The sequence below is a fragment of the Bacillus cereus group sp. MYBK5-2 genome (genome assembly GCF_051915685.1).
In the GTDB taxonomy this organism is placed as follows: domain Bacteria; phylum Bacillota; class Bacilli; order Bacillales; family Bacillaceae_G; genus Bacillus_A; species Bacillus_A cereus.
The window spans coordinates 167,708-186,579 of record NZ_JBQAFE010000011.1; the positions used below are offsets into that span (position 1 = coordinate 167,708).

Genomic DNA, 18,872 nt, shown 5'->3' on the forward strand with positions numbered 1-18,872 from the left:
ATCGCTCCTTTCTGATTCTAGTTATATCGTATCAAAAAAGAGAAGATAACGGTTATAAAGAGCAACGTTTTTTCTTCGTCTTGAGTTTTATTAATAAGTTAAGTAAACGATCTAATTCTTGGCTGAAAGAAATCACTTTATCATGAGTCAATCCGTATCGTTCAACGAGATAGATTAACTCTTTCTTTTTCGCTTCTATTCGATTGTTTAGTTTCGATAAGTTCATAAGTGGAATGTAATGCCTCCTACAAAAGTATTTATCACATAAAAAATAAGACCGAATGAATTCGGTCTTCAAGGAAATAATAAAACAACTTACAAATAGCATACAATGTTTATCAATATTTTTTAATATAAAAATGAAAAATAAATCATTATAAATATTGAGAAAGATGTGTCTGATAATTTTTAAAAACTGATGCAAAGAGGCTGCCTACATAGTAGACAGCCTGTAAAGTATTAACCTTTATGATATTTGTACATCCAAAGAAGACCAGATTTTAATAATCTCGGTACACGTCCCATTAATGGTTGGTTTGCGAGTAAACCGAATCCATGCTTCTTACCAAGAGATCCTAGAACACCTTTTAATTTAATAACAGGTAGTTCATCCGGGAGTGGTTCATTATTCCAACGTTTTAATAATATTTGGACAATTTGTTCTCCTTGACCTTCAGCAAGTTGGGCAGATGGTGCATGTGGAAGTGCTGCGCAATCTCCTACAACGTAAACGTGCTCATTGTTTGGAATATTGTGATATTTCGTTAAGACAACCCGCCCGCTACCATCTTGTTCAACTGGAAGATTTCGAACAACTTCATTTGCTTGAATACCAGCTGTCCAGACGATTGCATCACATTCAAGTGGTTCATCGTGGTTGTACACAATATTTGGTTCTACTTTTGTAATGTTAGAGTTTCGTATAATGTTAACTTTATGCTTTACAAACCATTCTTCTACATATCTACTTAATTTCTCTGGATATGGGAATAAAATTCTATCTTTTCGATCAAATAAATAGATTTTTAAATCAGAACGGCTTTCACGAAGTTCACTTGCTACTTCAACGCCACTTAAGCCAGCACCAACAACAGCTACTGTTGCATTTGGTTCTAGACTATTTAATTGTTCATAGGTTTTACGTGTTTGTTCAATTGATTGTAGACTATGTGTATATTCCCTAGCCCCAGGAACGTTATGATATTTATCTTCACAGCCAAGTCCGATAATTAAGTCATCATATTGGATTGCTTCGCCGCCATCGAGATGAACAGCTTTTTCTTCGAGGTCAATATTTGTTACTGTGCCGTATTGAATATTGAGGCGTGGGTGTTCAGGAAACGGTATACGAATATGCGTTTCTGAAATAGTACCCGCAACTAATGCATAATATTCAGTTTTGAAGCAATGATATGGTACTTTGTCGATTAATGTCACTTGTACATCATCTGGAAGTTGGTTGCTTGGAAGTAGCCTTTGCAGAATTCTCATTCCACCGTAGCCGCCACCTAGTATTACGAGGTGTTTCATGATGGATTACCCCTTTTCTGTTGAAATATCCCCTAATCATAAAATTTTATATTAATAAAATATTTTGACTTTACTCAATCAAATTATATCGAATTTGTGAACAAATAACAATGCATGAATGAATACTCTGTTGTACAATAAGAAGAAAAGTAAAATAAACTGTTTTTCCTTTGTAGTTACTATTTCATTGGAAGTAGCATGTTATATAGAAGAAGTCATCTACTTTGAAGTGAAATAATGAAGTAACTAAATAGTTTAGAATGTGTAACGAAAACAACAAGAAACAGCTTAGTTTTCTTCTTATAGATAAAGTGAAAAGGTAATTTGTTTTGTAGTACAGGGGGGAGAATTTTGATTAAACCATTAATTGAATTTTGTGTAGGTAACCTTGCAAGTGGTTCACAAGCAGCTCTAGAAAAATTAGAAAAAGATCCGAATTTAGATGTAATGGAGTATGGTTGTCTAGGATATTGTGGTATTTGTTTTGAAGGACCGTTTGCACTTGTAAATGGTGAAGTTGTACAAGGTGCAACAGTAGAAGAGCTTGTTAATAATGTATATGAGTATTTGGATGAAAATCCAATGTTTTAAGGTGTTGCGAATTAGCAGCACCTTTTTTATTAGATAAAATGTGATTTCGATTGGGAAGGGCTAATATTAATTATTAGCTCTCCCCAATCGAAAATAGTGGAATAAATAAAAAAAGGCCCTTTTTAGAAGGGCTTTTTTCTTACACAAATTGTGTAAGAGTGGCTCATCGCCAAACGTTGTCAAATATGAGAAACGGGGGACATTCATATTGTGTTCTAAAAGCATGCATTTTATACTTAACATAACAAATTATTTTTGGAGTGAATATAAATGAGCCAATTTTCTTTTACAAAAATGCATGGTCTTGGCAATAGTTATATATATGTAAATATGTTTGAAGAGCAAATTCCTGAAGAAGATTTAGCCCTTGTGGCGGAAAAGGTTTCAAATATTAATACTGGTATTGGAGCAGACGGGATGATTTTAATTTGCCCTTCAGACGTAGCTCCGGTGAAAATGCGCATGTTTAATAATGATGGTTCTGAAGGAAAGAGCTGTGGTAACGGTTTACGCTGCGTAGCGAAATATGCGTATGAGCATAAACTAGTAGAAGAAACAGTTTTTACAATTGAAACGTTGGCTGGTATTGTAACGGCTGAAGTAACAGTAGAAGATGGTGTCGTGACATTAGCGAAAATCGATATGGGAGCACCGCGTCTAACACGTGCAGAAATACCGATGCTTGGTGAAGGTGAAACACCATTTATTCGTGAAAACTTCTTATACAATAATCATCGTTATGCATTTACAGCTGTTTCAATGGGAAATCCACATGCGGTTATTTTTGTTGATGATGTAGAAAAAGCACCTCTTACAACACTTGGACCAGTCCTCGAGACACATGAAATGTTTCCAGAGCGAGTAAATGTTGAGTTTATCGAAATTTTGAATGATGACGAGATGAACTTCCGCGTTTGGGAACGTGGGTCTGGTGTAACGCAAGCTTGCGGAACAGGGGCGTGCGCTGCAGTTGTAGCTGCTATTTTAAATGGAAAGATGGAACGTGGTAAGGAAATTACAGTCCATTTAGCTGGTGGCGATTTAATGATTGCGTGGACTGAAGAAGGAAACGTGTTGATGAAAGGACCTGCGGAAGTAATTTGCCGCGGAGTGTATGAGTACAAGATAGAAGCGTAAAGATGTATAATGGACTAAGAACAGAAAGGAAGGTGTATTTCATGATTGAAGTAACAGAACAAGCAGCTTTTCAAATTAAAGATATGTTAAAAGATGCTGAAGATGGAGAGAAGTATGTGCGCCTTGCTGTACACGGCGGCGGATGTAGCGGTCTTTCTTACGGCTTAGGGTTTGAAGTAGAACCAAAAGAAGACGACACAGTTCTTGAGTTTTTCGGTGTTGAATTTGTTATCGATAAAGAAAGTGCTCCAATTGTTAAAGGAGTAAAAATTGACTATAAACAATCTATGCTTGGCGGTGGATTCACAATTGACAATCCAAACGCAATCGCATCATGCGGATGTGGATCATCTTTCCGTACAGCGACGAATGCTGGTAAACCAGAAGAGTGCTAAGTTTTTAGCCGAAATAGAAAAGGCCTTTTTAGCGATGGAATAAAATCGTTAGAAAGGTCTTTTCTTTTGGCGTTAAAACAGAAAATGCATGTAAAGTTACTTTGGAATTTAATTTAAATGTTATTATATATAGGATATGTGATTTATATTGTGAATTCCAGTTTCATATTGCTAGTTTTAAGATAAGATTTCGGAACGGAAATGTAAATAAATAGCAGAAATATACTATTTATTAGTTGTATTTAATGTTAATATTTGTAACAAAGATGATTGGCGATCGTGTACCGTGGTATAAAGATGTAAATAACAATTCGGCGGCAGTAAGTTACAATCACTATTTGAAAATCAAAAAAGGCATGCCCGCGAATCAGGTAAAAGCTGCAATTGGACAGCCACATGTGATTGAGAAATATAAATCTTATTCAGTATATGACTATACTGGTTATGGTGGAGAAGGATCATTACGTGTAATCTTTGAACCGAATGGAACTGTTACGGATGTAGTGGAAGACGGTTTACCACGATAATAAATTAGTTACGGGAAGAGTTGTAGTAAAGTTGTCTTTGAATTTATAAAGTTTTTGGGAGCATCCCCAAATATAGATGAAAAAATAATTCTTTTAGCCATGTTATAGTATTAGTATTTACCGAAGTTTCTTCCAAATTCAATAGCATTATTGTGGATGTTGTTGTCGTATTATTTTTATTGATATATACCGCAGTAGGGCAGTAATTGTAATTGGACGTAAAAGGACGCGAAGGAGTAGCAGCTTCCTTTTGAAAAAAAGGAGGGGAATATGATGGAGGATATTCTTGAATTCATAAGGAAATACGTAATTAAACCTATTATTAATTTAATAAGATACCTTGTAATGGAGATTATAATTGAGGGTATAATAGAAGGCGTAATAAACGGTATAAGGAAATTACGTGATAAGTGGAAAAATTGGCGTGAAAGACGTTATTGGCGGTAGTGTAGCTGATAAGCGTGCGAAACAAAAACGTTATACAGAAGTTTAATGAAATGATAGAAATCGACCCGCATTTACAATCTGTACTCGTTCCAATTGATGATGGAATGACAATTTCTAAAGTGAAGAAATAATTATTATCTTACAAAAGTGTAATGTTCATGTCATGTTTTTGAATTTCTTCTTTAAGCTCCGGGCTTTAAGATAAGAATATAAGAAAAAACATATGAGGTGAAGGAAATGAAAAGATACATTGCACTATTTAGTATTTTAGTTGTATTTGCAAGTTTGTTAGTTGGTTGTGATTTAAACCGTATGGGTAAAGATGAGTATTATGTTCAAATTACAGTAGATGGAAAAGAATTTGATAGTAAAGCTAGTAATGGGCAGAAATTTAAAGATTATGAATATAAGCTGACTGGCTTTGATAAAGACGGTAAAGAGAAAGAATTAGAATTCATAGCTCAAAAAAATCTTCGTAAAGAAGCATTCCTACGCGTATACCACTCAGATAAAAAAGGTGTAACAGCTTGGGAAGAAGTGAAAAAAGACGAGCTTCCAGCGAAAGTGAAAGAAAAACTAAGTGTGAAATAAGACAGATAAAAAGGAATTGACGAACAGGGTCAATTCCTTTTTTTGTTTTCAAATTCTTCTTCTGAAATGACTTTAAATCCGTGTCTTTTAAATAAAGCAGTTGTCACTCCGAAACCAGTTTGCTTATTACCGTTAAATTCTCCAGTGTAAATCGTAGAACTACCACAAGATGGGCTGCGTTCTTTTAAAATAATATATTCTGGGTGTAAATCTTTAATTTGTTCTAATGCTTTATAAGCACCATTTACGAAAGCTTCTGTGACATCTTTACCATCTTTTGTCATCACTTTCGCTTTTCCGTCTAAAACGTCGTCGCCATTCCCGCCAATAATTTCAGCTGAGGGGCGAGGTGTTGGTAATCCCCCTAATACTTCGGGACAAATGAGGACTGTATCTTCTTTTTGCAGAAGCTCCTCTATTTTTGAAACAAGATTGTCATTCCCGTCATAACGGCAAGCGATACCACCTAAACAAGCGCTAATTACGATCATATTTTCATCTCCATTAAAAAAATATTAACTATCACGCCAATTTCACTTCCTGCCTCTTACTTATAAATGAGGTGATATAAATGGGAAGCTTATATAATTTAATGAAACCATATAGTGAATTTCGAAGTAAAGAAGAGTTTAATACATACCAAAAACAAGTTTTGAATTGCTACCGATTTCAATTGAATAAAACGGATGCTATCATCATTCATTTTTTAGGGAAATATGCGGTGAATGAGAAACAGAAAACAGTGGGAGTTGCTTGTCCGTTAATGGAGACGATTGCGACGAATGTTGGAAAGAGTATTCGTACAGTACGCCGCTCAATTGCAAAGTTAGAGGAACTAGGAATTATAAAGCGTATTGCAACAAAAGAGAGACATAAGCGCGGCGGGTATAGTGCGAACTTATATGTATTTCTTACATCTGCGATTGACCGCATGGATGACCGTATGCAAATGTCCGCTTGTAAAATTGAGGATAATGCAACTGGCTGTAGTAAAAATGAGCAAAAAAGCGCTGGGGAAACAATTCTTTCTAAAAACATTCCACAAATAAAAGAGAAAAGAAAAGGAACGTACGAGCTTGATGAGACGTATTGCCGTCATGATATACCGAAGCCTTTTATATACGCACTGGTGCCGATGACGAGTAATCCGAAGAAAATTAATATATTTTGGAGTAAGGTCGAGCTTGCATATAAAAAGAGCGGGTTACTAGAACAAGGTGTTTTACTAGAGCAAATATTAGCTGACGAAGAAGTGTATGGAAATTTAATTTGGCGTGTGAAAAGTGTTGTAAGAGCATATAAATATGGGGAAATTCGTAAAGATATTGGGGCACTTTTATACAGTACAGTGCGAGATTTATTTTTAGAGATTGGATTAGAATGGGGAGCAGCATTAAGGAGAAGTAAGGGAATATCACTATTTGATCCATTCAAAAAAGAGCCATGTGTATAATACATGACTCTAATTAGTTAATCGAACTTCCTTACAACTGGAACACGAATCGCTACAAATAGTACGAAGACGATAACAGCTATTGCACCACTTTTCATAACGGTTACGATTGGAATTCCTATTGCAAGTGCAATGGATGTGAATGCATAAGAGAGCGGGATAAAGCCCATTGATGATAGCATAAGTAAACTCATTACGCGTCCCATCATTTCTTCTTTGACTGTCGATTGAATCATTGCCATAAGCGGTACAATCGCCATTGCGATTGTAATACCGTAAAACATGCCAGCTAATAGTGCTTGCCAAAGTACGGTACTAAAGTTGATGGCTAAGAAGAATATACCAGACAATAGCATCATGATAATACAAAATAGACCGCGTCTACGATTAATATTTTTTAAACCGACAATGATAGCACCGATTGCCATTCCACCGCCTACAGATGCCTCTAAGTAACTAAACTGGAGCGAATCACCATGCAGAACGTTTTTAACAAAAAGCGGGAAACCAACTTGCATCGGACCGATTAAAAATAAGTTTAAAAAAGCGCTACAAATAAGGAAAGTTGAAAGGAATGGCGATTCCTTTACATATAAGATTCCTTCTTTAATGGAAGTGAACATACCTTTATCTGTATCTTTTTGTTCTGGCATCGTAAATTGTATTTTTTGAACGAGTATGGCAGCGACAATCAGTAATAAAATCGTAATGGAAAAGATTGTCTCATAGTTCGTAAATTTAATGAGAATTCCGCCAAGTACAGGGCCTAAGATGACCGATGCTTGGTTCGTCATTTGTGTAAGTGAATTCGCTTGTGTTAACCGGCTTTTTTCTACCAATTCCGGTAAGATAGATCCATCTGCTGACCAGAAGAAAGCATCAGCAAGTCCAAAGAATAAAGCGAATAAAGCAAATGTATATAGCGTTACATCACCAACGATAAACCATGTGAGAATGGTTGCGACAAGAATCGCTCGAATGATATTGGAGTAAAACATAATATTTTTTTTCGGGAATTTATCAGCTACAGCGCCGCCGACAATCATAAAAATAAGCCTTGGAACACTAAGGGCTACGAAAACAACACCGAGTGAAGCTTCAAGGTTTAACGTTTTTGCTATGTACCACGTTTGTGAAAAAGTAAAAAAGGCTAAAGCAAAGCTTGAAAAAAGAGTAGCTGCCCAAAGAAAAAGGAAATTCGTATTTTTTAATAACGGTTTTCCGCTTCCTTCTAAAGCAGTTTTATTTTGTTGTAGTTCCTCCATATTGCTTCCTTTCTATGTGACAAATTTAAACTAAAAAACCAGTAAACGCCCGGTTGGTGAGGGCTAATACTTAATGGGAGATGCCCCCACTGATTATAGTTTCACTTTATACAGTTTCTAATATTTCTATACTGCACTTTCTCATTGTAGACAATAATAATGAATTTGCCCAGTAGCTATTTAACGACAAAAAAAGATGCCGAATGGGCATCTTTTTTTAGGTTAACGCAATATAAATATCCAATTGTGCATGATTTGGGTCTAATGCTCTTTCATCGTAAAGCTCAAAGTCTGTTGTGAAGGCACGTTTATTTTCTTTCGACCATTGCCAAATGTATTCCCAAGCTTCGCAAACGACTTCAGCAACTGGTCCCTTTCTCGTTGTAAATACCGCATATGTAGCAGCAGGTATTGTTAAAGTTGTCATATTTTCAGGAACGTCTTCTAATGAAGAAACGGGCGTACCGATTGTGAATGTATATGTACCAGTTTCATCTGATTCGTAGTTTGAGTAGAAAGCAAATGTTGCTTTCGTTTTTTGGTTTGGGATGTGATGCATCATTTGTTCTTGGAAGTAGCGGTTCCAAAGCTCGGGGATTTTTCCTTTAGTAGATGCCTCTCTTTCGTTAGTCGTCGTAACTGAAACGCCGATTGCTTGGAAAGCTTCTTTTTTCATTATAATGGGCTCGTTAATCATGAAAATTCCTCCTTTAAAATAAGAACATTCGTTCTTGATTTTAATATAACATATTTTTATATGTGAAGTTTTTTGAAAATTTTAATCATAAATAAAAAATAAGTAAAAAATGGTAAAATTTCTATTTCGTGTACAAATAGATTTGGGAGTATGTTAAGATTTTTATGTATCCTTTAACTGTTATATAAACCTATACAATAGGGCATTTTTTACTATGTTAAAAAATGGTGAAGGTTTGTATAAGTGTCCGATATATATATGCTATTTTTGATAAATTAAAATAGTAATATTCTATGAGATTTATATTGTTGACATTGGGATTTCAACGATACATTTTCGTAGTTCGGATTGTTGCGAGTGGATATATATTGCTATGTATACGGCTACGAAATTAAGTAGACGGATAGCAAGCATATAGAAAGGAGAAAGGTAGAAAATATGAAACAAGTATTGAAGTGTTTTAATGTCGTAACAATGATCACACTTCTCCTATCCATCATATTGCCTTCACCCAGTGCTTTTGCAGAGATAAATAAAAAAAGCTGGGATGAGTTACAAGGAAATGATGTGAAAATTAAGGCAGAGCAAGTAAATGCCGAAATATATAGGGGGGAAGTAGCTAAGAGGGAGCACGTATTTCAATATACGATTGAAAATACGGGAGATACACCAATTCAAGAATTGGTGCTTAAACAAAGTAATGAAAATAAAATTACGTTCCTCTCGCAATCTGTCAAAGTAAACGGAGAGAAGTTACCTGAAAATAAAGTAGCGGATTTCTATGTAGAAGAAAAAGATAAGGGAGGAAAACTTCTTTCTTCTAATCTTAAAATTCGAGATTTAAAATCACACGAAAAAATGACGGTGCTAATAAAGGCTAGCCGCACGCAGCATTTTAATAAAGAATACAAACAAAAGATTAGTGTGCAAAAAGATCAAGTACAAATAGGAAACATGTCTGTAGATGTTGAGGGAATCCCTTCTGAAGAAAAGGTAGCAGCTAATGCCGATGAGGAGGCTGACAGTAGTAAGAAAGAAGTTGGCCCATCAGCTAATAATACAATTAAAAAAGTGGATGAAAAGCTAAAAGTATCTGTAGAAGATAAAAATAACCCTACATCAAAAACAGAACTACCAGAACAACCAGTAACCGAAGCTGAGAAACAGCCAGAAAAAGAGGCAGTAAAGCAGAGTGTTGCAGAAGTACAAGCTGCGTCAGAAAATGCTTCGAAGGTTCAAATCCAAACAGGAGATAAACAAGGGTTTGGAGATCCACTGTATTCTACAATTGCTGCTGGTAATTTAGTACAGACTGGTAATGTGACGCTTGGTTTGACAACTGACCATTACGGCAGACAAAGTATGGGTTATAAAACGAACAAAATGACAGTGGACGTTGATAACGATAATAGTACTTTTAATTCGTCAACAGGCGCATTTCCTAACATTCCTGCTGGAAGTAAAGTAAAAAAGGCGTATTTATTTTGGACAGCAGCTATGGGAACGCCAACTTATGCAAATAAAGAGTATAGAGTTAGTGATGAAGATGTAAGGCAGCCGGTTAAAATGAAAATGGGTAATAAAGAATATAAAGAGGTAAGTGCTACTAGTATACGAAAAGCAGCTAGTTTACCGTATATTTCAAATTACTCTGGTAGTGGTGCCGGTTATGTTGCATATGCTGACGTAACAAATGTAATTGCACAGCAAGGTATTTCTCAAACGGTGACAGTTGCGAATGTGCCACAAATTAAATTTGAAAAAGGCAGTGGTTACTACTGGGGCAACTGGAATCTTATATTAGTTTATGAAAACTATAAAGAAACAGTAAAAGACATGAAGATTTGGGAAGGGCTAGTCTCTCAAAAAAGTACAGCCTGGACAGATATTAGTGTTAATAAAATAAACACACCAAAAGAAGGCGCTTTTAAGGCGAAATTTAGTTATTTTTCATCGCAAGGTGATCCAGCTGATAATGATGGATATGCCTATGATTATGGAGAGTATGATTTTGGGTTAGGGTATCAAAAGTTTAAAAATATTAAAGGTAAAGATAATGATGTTAATGACTCATCTATGACAGAAGTACAAGTAGATGGCACTAACGAATTTGTTACGAAAAAATACCCAGGATATAATCCAGATTGGACAAATTCATTCAGTACTGACATTCATACGTATCATCTTGAAGGACCGACTCAAGTAAAGAATGATTTGAAAGAAGGAAAAATGCGTTTTAGAGCATATGGTGGTGGCGGTGATATTTACGTATTAAATAACGCCACATTCGTTACAGAGCATAATGCTCCAAACTTACAAGTTGATAAAAAGGCATTAGATAGTACCGGTAAAGAAATTAAGGAAATTAAAGCTGGTGAAGAGTTTACGTATCAAATTGAAGTGAAAAATGATACGAAAAATAATCAAGCACCGGTATCGAATGTAAAAGGTTTTGATAAATTAGATGAACGTTTAGAGTATGTTCCGGGATCTATACAATATATTTCTGGAAGTAATAAAGGAAATAAAACAGATGATGCAAGCGATGATGAAGCGGAGTTTGTAAATAATCAAATTGATTTCCGTGTTGGTGAAGGTGCTAATGCTAAAGACGGCGGTGTTTTAAAGCCGGGTGAAAGTACCGTTATTACATTCAAAGTAAAAGTGAAAGATTCTGTACAATCAGATACAACAGTAAAAAATGTCGTTGTTGTAAAGGGACAAGATAGTGCCGAGATAAAGTATGAAACTGAGGACGATGCAGATATTACGGTTACTACCCCAAAAGAAGTTCCAGGGGAAATAGAGGCGAGAAAAATAGCTTCTAATAAAACACCGAAGTTAGGTGATGAGGTAGAGTATCGTATTACATTTAAAAATAAGACAAAAGATGGACGTCTAGATGTATTGACGATTGAAGACGAATTACCAAGTAGTCTTGAATACGTGAAAGATAGTTTGAAAGCTGAAGGTGTAAAACCAGAGCCAGTAGAGCTGAAGTTTGAAAATGGAAAAGTAATTGCAAAGTATCCAGAAATTATGGATATGGAAGAAAGAAGTATCGTCTTTAAAACAAAAGTAAAAGAAAATGCAAAAATTGGTGAAGAAATTGTTAATAAAGCAACCGTTAGAGATAAAACAAATCCACCAAAGAATCTAGAAGAGAAGATTACACCACAGCATAAGGCCGGTAAAATTGCTGCAAAGAAAAAAGCAACAAATAAGAAGCCGAAGCTAGGAGAAGAAGTTGAATATCAAATTAGCTTCCAAAATACGGTGGAAAACGGAAAACTAGATGCAGTTACAATAGAAGATGAAATTCCAGCTAACTTAGAATTTGTTCAAGGCAGTGAGAGAGCTGAAGGTGCTGAACCAAATCCAGTAGAGTTAAAAGTAGAAAATGGTAAGGTAATCGCAAAATATCCAGAGATTACGGATACAAAAGAGCGAAGCATTGCCTTTAAAGTGAAAGTAAAAGAAGAGGCAAAAGCCGGAGAAACGATTGTTAATAAAGCGGTTGTGAGTGAGCCGAATGGACAAACTGAGCATCCAGAAGAAAAGATTACGCCGGATTATAAATACGGTAAAGTGGATGTTGAAAAAAGCGTAACGAATCAAACACCAAAACTAGGAGAAGAAGTGGAATACCGAATTACATTTTATAATACGGTAGAAAACGGAAAACTAGAGAAGGTGCTAGTAGAAGATACACTACCTAAAGGTGTTGAATACGTGAAAGATAGTTTGAAAGCTGAAGGTATAAAACCAGAGCCAGTAGAACTAAAAGTGGAAGACGGAAAAGTAATGGCAAAGTATCCAGAAATTACGGATACAGAAAAAAGAAGTATTGTTTTTAAAGTGAAAGTAAAAGATTCGGCAAAAGTAGGGGAAGCAATCGTAAATAAAGCAATTGCAAAAGATCCGAAAAATGAGCCTGTTGAATCAAAGGTTGTTATTACACCGCAAAGTAAAAAAGGTGAAATTGCTACTACAAAGGTAGTTAATAATAAGAAGCCAAAGTTAGGCGAAGAAATCGAGTACCGCATTAGTTTTCATAATACGGTTGAGAACGGAAAACTTGAAGAGGTGCGAGTGGAAGATACAATTCCAAAAGGTCTTGAATATGTAGAAAATAGCATCAAGGCCGAAGGAGAAGCACCTGGACCAGTAGAATTAGCTGTTGAAAATGGGATAGTCAAAGCTAAGTATATCGATATTATGGATATGAAAGAAAGAAGTATCGTCTTTAAAGTAAAGGTGAAGGAAGAAGCAAAAGTAGATAAAGAGATTGTCAATAAAGCAATTGTTGATGATACGAAAAATCCACCGATTGAGCCGGAGGAAAGAATTACTCCACAACATAAAGATGGGATAATTGATGCGATTAAGACAGTAGATAATCCAACACCGAAACTAGGGGAAGAAGTGGAATACCGAATTAGCTTTAAGAATACGGTAGAAAACGGAAAACTTGAAAAGGTAATAATAGAGGATACAATTCCTAACGGTTTAGAGTATGTAAAAGGCAGTGAAAAGGCTGAAGGTGATAAACCAGCTCCATTAAAGTTAAGTGTGAAAGATGGAAAAATCACTGCTGAATACGAAAATATTACGGATATGAAAGAAAGAAGTATTGTCTTTAAGGTAAAGGTGAAGGAAGAAGCGGAAGTAGGTAAGGAAATCATCAATAAGGCAATTGTGGATGATATGAAAGATCCGAAAGAACCAGAAGCGAAAATTACACCATTACACAAAGATGGAAAAATTAAAGCGAAGAAAAGCGTAAATAATGAAACACCGAAGTTAGGAGAAGAAGTAGAATACCGAATTAGTATGAAAAACACGGTTAAGTACGGAAAGCTAACAGACGTGATAATAGAGGATACTTTACCAGAAGGTTTAGAGTATGTAGAAAATAGTTTGAAAGCAGAAGGTGTCGGAACAGATTCAGTAGAGCTGAAATTTGAAAACGGTAAGGTAATGGCAAAATATCCAGAAATTATGGATACAGAAGAAAGAAGTATCGTTTTTAAAGTGAAAGTAAAAGAAGGAGTAACAGTCGGTAAAAAAATCATTAATAAAGCAACTATTGATGATTCGCAAAATAAGCCAGTTAATCCGACTGCGGAAATTATTCCTCAGTATAAAGATGGAAAACTTGAAGCGAAAAAGATGGTAAATAATGAAACGCCGAAGTTAGGAGAAGAAGTGGAATACCGAATCAGCTTTAAAAATACGGTAGAACATGGAAAGCTAACAGAGGTAAAGATAGAAGATGATTTACCAAATGGATTAGAGTATGTGAAAGATAGTGTAAAAGTAGAAGGTTCTAAGCCAGATCCAGTGGAATTGAAATTTGAAAACGGTAAGGTAATGGCAAAGTATCCTGAGATTACAGATACAAAAGAGAGAAGTATTACCTTTAAAGTGAAAGTAAAAGGTAAAGTGAGCGATTCAATTGTTAATGAAGCGATTGTGAGCGATACGAAACATCCGCCAGAAACACCGACAGCAGAAATTATTCCGCAACATAAAGACGGAAAAGTGAAAGCGAAGAAGACGGTAAATAATGAAACGCCGAAGTTAGGAGAAGAAGTAGAATACCGAATTAGTTTTAAAAACACGGTAGAAGACGGAAAACTAGCAGAGGTGAAAATAGAAGATACTTTACCCGAAGGTTTAGAGTACGTAGAAAACAGTGTGAAAGCAGAAGGTTCTAAGCCGGATCCAGTAGAATTGAAATTTGAAAATGGTAAGGTAATGGCGAAGTATCCAGAGATTACGGATACAGAAGAAAGAAGTATCACTTTTAAAGTGAAAGTAAAAGATGAAGTGAAAGTCGGTAAAAAAATCGTCAATAAAGCAATTATTGATGATACGAAAAATGAGCCAGAAACACCGACGGCAGAAATTACTCCACAGCATAAAGACGGAAAAGTGGAAGCAAAGAAAACGGTAAATAATGAAACGCCGAAGTTAGGAGAAGAAGTGGAATACCGAATTAGCTTTAAAAATACGGTAGAAAACGGAAAGCTAGCAGAGGTAACAATAAAAGATGATTTACCAAATGGATTAGAGTATGTGAAAGATAGTTTACGAGCAGAAGGTTCTAAGCCAGATCCGATAGAACTGAAAGTGAAAGATGGAAAAGTAATCGCAAAATATCCAGAAATTACGGATACAGAAGAAAGAAGTATCGTCTTTAAAGCGAAAGTAAAAGAAGAATTTAAGGTTGGTGAAGGCATTGTCAATAAAGTAGTTGTTGATGATACAAAAGATCCAACAACTTCAGAAGTAACAATTACGCCAGAATATAAAGACGGTAAGCTTAAAGCAGAGAAATTTGTAAACAATAAAAAACCGAAATTAGGAGAAGAAGTAGAATACCGAATTAGTTTTAAAAACACGGTAGAAAACGGAAAACTAGTAGAGGTTACAGTAGAAGATGAAATTCCAGCTGGGTTAGAGTACGTGGAGAACAGTTTACAAGCAGAAGGTTCTAAACCAAGTCCGGTAGAATTGAAATTTGAAAACGGCAAGGTAATGGCAAAGTATCTAGAAATTGCGGATACAAAAGAAAGAAGTATTACTTTTAAAGTGAAAGTAAAAGAAGAGGCAGAAATAGGAAAGGAGATTGTTAATAAAGCAATCGTAGTAGATACAAAAAATGAGCCAGAAGAGCCTCGTGTGGAAATTACTCCGCAATATAAAGATGGTAAAATTGCTGCGCAGAAAGTAGCAAATAATCATAAACCGAAACTAGGAGAAGAAGTAGAATACCGAATTAGTTTTAAAAACACGGTAGAAAACGGAAAACTAGTAGAGGTAAATATAAAGGATACATTACCAAATGGTTTAGAGTATGTAGAAGGCAGCATCACAGCAGAAGGTTCTAAACCGAAACCAGTAGAGCTACAGGTGAAAAATAATAAGGTAATGGCAAAGTATCCAGAAATTACAGATACAGAGGAAAGATGTATTGTCTTTAAAGCGAAGGTAAAAGAAAGCGTAAAAGTGGGAGAAGAAATCGTAAATGAGGCAATTGTAGATGATACAAAGAATCTGCCAGAAGAGCCTTATGTACCGACTACACCACAATATAAAGATGGGAAAATTGAGGCAAGAAAAGAAGTAAGTAATCATGAACCGAAGTTAGGTGAGGAAATCGAATATCGAATTATTTTTAATAATACGGTGAAAGATGGAAAACTAGCAGAGGTAAAAATAGAAGATAAAATTCCAGCTGGATTACAGTTTGTAGAAGGAAGCGAAAAGGCTGAAGGTGAAGAGCCAAAACCAGTGGAGTTGAAAGTAGAAAATGGTAAGGTAATGGCAAAGTATTCAGAGATTATGGATACGAAAGAAAGAAGTATCGTCTTTAAAGTGAAGGTGAAAGATTCAGTTGCAATAGGTAAAGACATTACAAATAAAGCGATTATCCATGTTGATGATCCGAACCATCCAGTAATTGATCCGACAGCAAAAATTACACCGCAATATAAAGACGGTAAAATTGCTGCTCATAAAAAGGTGAATAATCATAAACCGAAGCTAGGGGAAGAAATCGAATACCGAATTTCATTTAATAATACGGTGAAAGATGGAAAACTGGCAGAGGTGAAAATTGAGGATGAAATTCCGTCTGGTTTAGAGTATGTGAAAGATAGTCTAAAAGCAGAAGGTGATAAGCCAGTACCGGTAGAGTTGAAAGAAGAAGCTGGTAAGGTTAGTGCGAAGTATGAAAATATCACTGATATAAAAGAAAGAAGCATTATCTTTAAAGTGAAGGTGAAAGATTTTGTTGAAGTGGACAAAGCAATTGTAAATAAAGCAATTGTTGATGATACAAAAAATCCACCAGAGCGACCAGAAGTAGAAATTACCCCGCAGCATAAAGCTGGTAAATTTAAAGCTAATAAAAAGGTAAATAAAAAAGATCCAAAGCTAGGAGAAGAAGTAGAGTACCGAATTAGTTTTAAAAATACGGTAGAAAACGGAAAACTAGCAGAAGTGAAAATTGATGATCAATTACCAACTGGTTTAGAGTATGTGAAGGATAGTTTAAAATCAGAAGGTAATGAGCCAGCGCCAGTAGAGTTAAAAGAAGAAGCTGGGAAAATTACAGCGAAGTATGAAAATATTACTGATACAGCTGAGCGTAGTATTAGCTTTAAAGTGAAAGTAATGGAAGTAGCAAAAGTCGGTAAGAAAATCGTGAATACGGCAATTGTGGATGATGACAATCCGAAGAATCCGCCGCAAAAACCAGAAGCGATTATTACGCCGGAGTATAAGGACGGAAAACTAAAAGCTGAGAAAACAGTAAATAATCCAGCTCCAAAATTAGGAGAAGAAGTAGAGTATCGAATTACTTTCCGTAACGTAGTAGAGCATGGAAAAGTAGCGAAGGTGAAGATTAAGGATGAATTACCAACTGGCTTAGAGTTTGTAGAAGGTAGTGAAAGAGCCGAGGGAGAGAATCCGAAACCGTTGTATGTGAAAGTGAAAAACGGAATCGTCCTTGCGGAATATCCAGAAATTACGGATATGAAAGAAAGAAGTATCGTCTTTAAAGTGAAAGTGAAAGAAAAAGCTAAAGTAGGCGAAGAGATTGTGAACAAGGCGATTGTGGAAGATACAATAAATCCACCAGAGCAACCGAATATCTCTATTCAGCCTCAATATAAAGATGGTGCATTACAAGCAGAAAAAACAGTAAGTAATCATGAACCAAAGTTAGGAGAAGAAGTAGAATATCGAATTAGCTTTGAAAATACGGTAGAGAACGGAAAACTAACTGAGGTAAAGGTAGAAGATGAAATTCCAGCCGGTTTAGAATACGTACAAGATAGTATAAAGTCTGATGGGCCGGAACCACATCCGGTGGAACTTAAAGTAGAGAATGGAAAAGTAACAGCAAAGTATCCAGAAATTACGGATACGAAAAAAAGAAGTATCATCTTTAAAGTGAGAGTACAAGAGACGGTACAAGTAGGAAAAGAGATTGTAAACAAGGCGATTGTTGATGATAATAATCCGACGACTCCGCCAGTTGAGTCACTTATACCAATCACACCGCAATATAAAGATGGGAAACTAGAGGCAAGGAAAGAAGTAAGTAATCATGAACCAAAGCTAGGGGAAGAAATTGAATATCGAATTACTTTTAACGGCACAGTAGATGGCGGGAAGTTAGTTGATGTAAAGATTGAAGATGAAATTCCGTCTGGTTTAGAGTATGTAAAAGATAGTCTGGAGGCCGTAGGTGATAAGCCTGTGCCTACAGAACTTAAAGTAGAGAATGGAAAAGTAACAGTGAAGTATCCAGAAATTATGGATACGAAAGAAAGAAGTGTCATCTTTAAAGTAAAGGTAAAAGAAACAGCAAAAGTTGGAGGAGAAATAACAAATAAAGCGATTATTGAAGTGGATGATCCGAAACATCCAGTTATAGAACCGACAGCGAAAATAAAGCCAGAATATAAAGATGGTAAGTTAACAGCAGCGAAGACAGTAAGTAATAAAGAGCCAAAGCTAGGAGAAGAAGTAGAATACCGAATTAGCTTCAAAAATACGGTGGAAAACGGAAAACTAGATGTAGTTACAATAGAAGATGAAATTCCAGCCGGTTTAGAATACGTGCAAGGTAGTATTAGATTTGAAGGGGCTGAGCCCAATCCAATAGAGTTAAAAATGGAGTTTGGAAAAGTAATCGCCAAGTATCTAGAAATTACAGATACGAAAGAACGTAGTATTATTTTTAAAGCGAAGGTAAAAGAAGCGCCGAGTAAAGGGATAACAAATAAAGCAGTAGTGGATGATAAAATAAATCCGCCACTTGAGCCTACAGTTACAATTTTACCGAAAACAAAAGAAGATTTTAAGATACCGGAGGATCCGAAAGAACCGAAGGAGCCAGAAGTGAAACCAGAAGATCCGAAAGAACCGAAGGAGCCAGAAGTGAAACCAGAAGATCCGAAAGAGCCGAAGGAGCCAGAAGTGAAACCGGAAGATCCGAAAGAACCGAAGGAGCCAGAAGTGAAACCAGAAGATCCGAAAGAACCGAAGGAGCCAGAAGTGAAACCAGAAGATCCGAAAGAGCCGAAGGAGCCAGAAGTGAAACCGGAAGATCCGAAAGAACCGAAGGAGCCAGAAGTGAAACCAGAAGATCCGAAAGAACCGAAGGAGCCAGAAGTGAAACCAGAAGATCCGAAAGAGCCGAAGGAGCCAGAAGTGAAA

Annotated in this window: 11 protein-coding genes and 2 pseudogenes; 8 read left to right on the forward strand and 5 right to left on the reverse strand. The window is 35.9% G+C overall.

Annotated elements, in window-relative coordinates; all coding sequences use genetic code 11:
• Positions 1–52: 52 nt before the first annotated feature.
• Together ACTFP3_RS26690 and ACTFP3_RS26695 are read right to left on the reverse strand one after the other, a co-directional pair.
• Positions 53–226 carry an aspartyl-phosphate phosphatase Spo0E family protein gene (locus ACTFP3_RS26690; protein WP_001054091.1) on the reverse strand — a complete coding sequence of 58 codons (174 nt, stop codon included), beginning with the start codon at positions 224–226 and terminating at the stop codon, positions 53–55.
• A gap of 233 nt (positions 227–459) precedes the next feature.
• Positions 460–1,530, reverse strand: a complete 1,071-nt coding sequence (locus tag ACTFP3_RS26695) for an NAD(P)/FAD-dependent oxidoreductase (RefSeq protein WP_000682079.1) — start codon at positions 1,528–1,530, stop codon at positions 460–462.
• A gap of 351 nt (positions 1,531–1,881) precedes the next feature.
• Here ACTFP3_RS26695 and ACTFP3_RS26700 point away from each other — a divergent pair, with 351 nt between their 5' ends.
• From ACTFP3_RS26700 to ACTFP3_RS26725, 6 genes and pseudogenes are all read left to right on the forward strand, one after another.
• Positions 1,882–2,121 (forward strand): YuzB family protein, encoded by a 240-nt coding sequence (locus ACTFP3_RS26700; protein WP_000595026.1) that lies wholly within the window; start codon positions 1,882–1,884, stop codon positions 2,119–2,121.
• Between the two features lie 270 nt (positions 2,122–2,391).
• Positions 2,392–3,258 (forward strand): diaminopimelate epimerase, encoded by an 867-nt coding sequence (gene dapF / locus ACTFP3_RS26705; RefSeq protein WP_000077396.1) that lies wholly within the window; start codon positions 2,392–2,394, stop codon positions 3,256–3,258.
• A gap of 41 nt (positions 3,259–3,299) precedes the next feature.
• On the forward strand, positions 3,300–3,653 hold the full coding sequence (locus tag ACTFP3_RS26710) for a HesB/IscA family protein (RefSeq protein WP_000573822.1): 354 nt from the start codon (positions 3,300–3,302) through the stop codon (positions 3,651–3,653).
• A gap of 275 nt (positions 3,654–3,928) precedes the next feature.
• Positions 3,929–4,180, forward strand: a pseudogene (locus ACTFP3_RS26715) (hypothetical protein); the annotation flags it as partial.
• A gap of 403 nt (positions 4,181–4,583) precedes the next feature.
• Positions 4,584–4,758: pseudogene (locus ACTFP3_RS26720) on the forward strand (methyltransferase).
• Between the two features lie 106 nt (positions 4,759–4,864).
• Entirely contained in the window at positions 4,865–5,218 is a 354-nt protein-coding gene (locus ACTFP3_RS26725; RefSeq protein ID WP_000833145.1) for a YxeA family protein, read from the forward strand.
• A gap of 29 nt (positions 5,219–5,247) precedes the next feature.
• Here ACTFP3_RS26725 and ACTFP3_RS26730 read toward each other — a convergent pair whose 3' ends face one another.
• A complete protein-coding gene (locus tag ACTFP3_RS26730; RefSeq protein ID WP_152122593.1) occupies positions 5,248–5,709 on the reverse strand; it encodes a DUF523 domain-containing protein in 462 nt (153 codons plus the stop codon).
• Between the two features lie 80 nt (positions 5,710–5,789).
• Here ACTFP3_RS26730 and ACTFP3_RS26735 point away from each other — a divergent pair, with 80 nt between their 5' ends.
• Positions 5,790–6,671 (forward strand): helix-turn-helix domain-containing protein, encoded by an 882-nt coding sequence (locus ACTFP3_RS26735; protein WP_440011688.1) that lies wholly within the window; start codon positions 5,790–5,792, stop codon positions 6,669–6,671.
• A 17-nt stretch (positions 6,672–6,688) separates the two neighbouring features.
• Here ACTFP3_RS26735 and ACTFP3_RS26740 read toward each other — a convergent pair whose 3' ends face one another.
• Both ACTFP3_RS26740 and ACTFP3_RS26745 read right to left on the reverse strand, forming a co-directional pair.
• Positions 6,689–7,936, reverse strand: coding sequence for an MFS transporter (locus tag ACTFP3_RS26740; protein ID WP_000391940.1), 1,248 nt, complete (start codon positions 7,934–7,936; stop codon positions 6,689–6,691).
• A 217-nt stretch (positions 7,937–8,153) separates the two neighbouring features.
• Entirely contained in the window at positions 8,154–8,633 is a 480-nt protein-coding gene (locus tag ACTFP3_RS26745; protein WP_440011690.1) for a GyrI-like domain-containing protein, read from the reverse strand.
• 438 nt (positions 8,634–9,071) lie between these two features.
• Between ACTFP3_RS26745 and ACTFP3_RS26750 the strand changes: the two genes are divergently transcribed.
• Positions 9,072–18,872, forward strand: a 9,801-nt coding sequence (locus ACTFP3_RS26750) for an isopeptide-forming domain-containing fimbrial protein (RefSeq protein ID WP_440011691.1), incomplete at its 3' end; no start/stop codon positions are given.

What these genes read in the sequence shown, in the direction of transcription:
- ACTFP3_RS26690 (WP_001054091.1), bottom strand. Translation starts at nt 226, where the DNA reads ATGAACTTATCGAAACTAAACAATCGAATAGAAGCGAAAAAGAAAGAG.
- ACTFP3_RS26695 (WP_000682079.1), bottom strand. Translation starts at nt 1,530, where the DNA reads ATGAAACACCTCGTAATACTAGGTGGCGGCTACGGTGGAATGAGAATT.
- dapF (WP_000077396.1), top strand. Translation starts at nt 2,392, where the DNA reads ATGAGCCAATTTTCTTTTACAAAAATGCATGGTCTTGGCAATAGTTAT.
- ACTFP3_RS26710 (WP_000573822.1), top strand. Translation starts at nt 3,300, where the DNA reads ATGATTGAAGTAACAGAACAAGCAGCTTTTCAAATTAAAGATATGTTA.
- ACTFP3_RS26725 (WP_000833145.1), top strand. Translation starts at nt 4,865, where the DNA reads ATGAAAAGATACATTGCACTATTTAGTATTTTAGTTGTATTTGCAAGT.
- ACTFP3_RS26730 (WP_152122593.1), bottom strand. Translation starts at nt 5,709, where the DNA reads ATGATCGTAATTAGCGCTTGTTTAGGTGGTATCGCTTGCCGTTATGAC.
- ACTFP3_RS26735 (WP_440011688.1), top strand. Translation starts at nt 5,790, where the DNA reads ATGGGAAGCTTATATAATTTAATGAAACCATATAGTGAATTTCGAAGT.
- ACTFP3_RS26740 (WP_000391940.1), bottom strand. Translation starts at nt 7,936, where the DNA reads ATGGAGGAACTACAACAAAATAAAACTGCTTTAGAAGGAAGCGGAAAA.
- ACTFP3_RS26745 (WP_440011690.1), bottom strand. Translation starts at nt 8,633, where the DNA reads ATGATTAACGAGCCCATTATAATGAAAAAAGAAGCTTTCCAAGCAATC.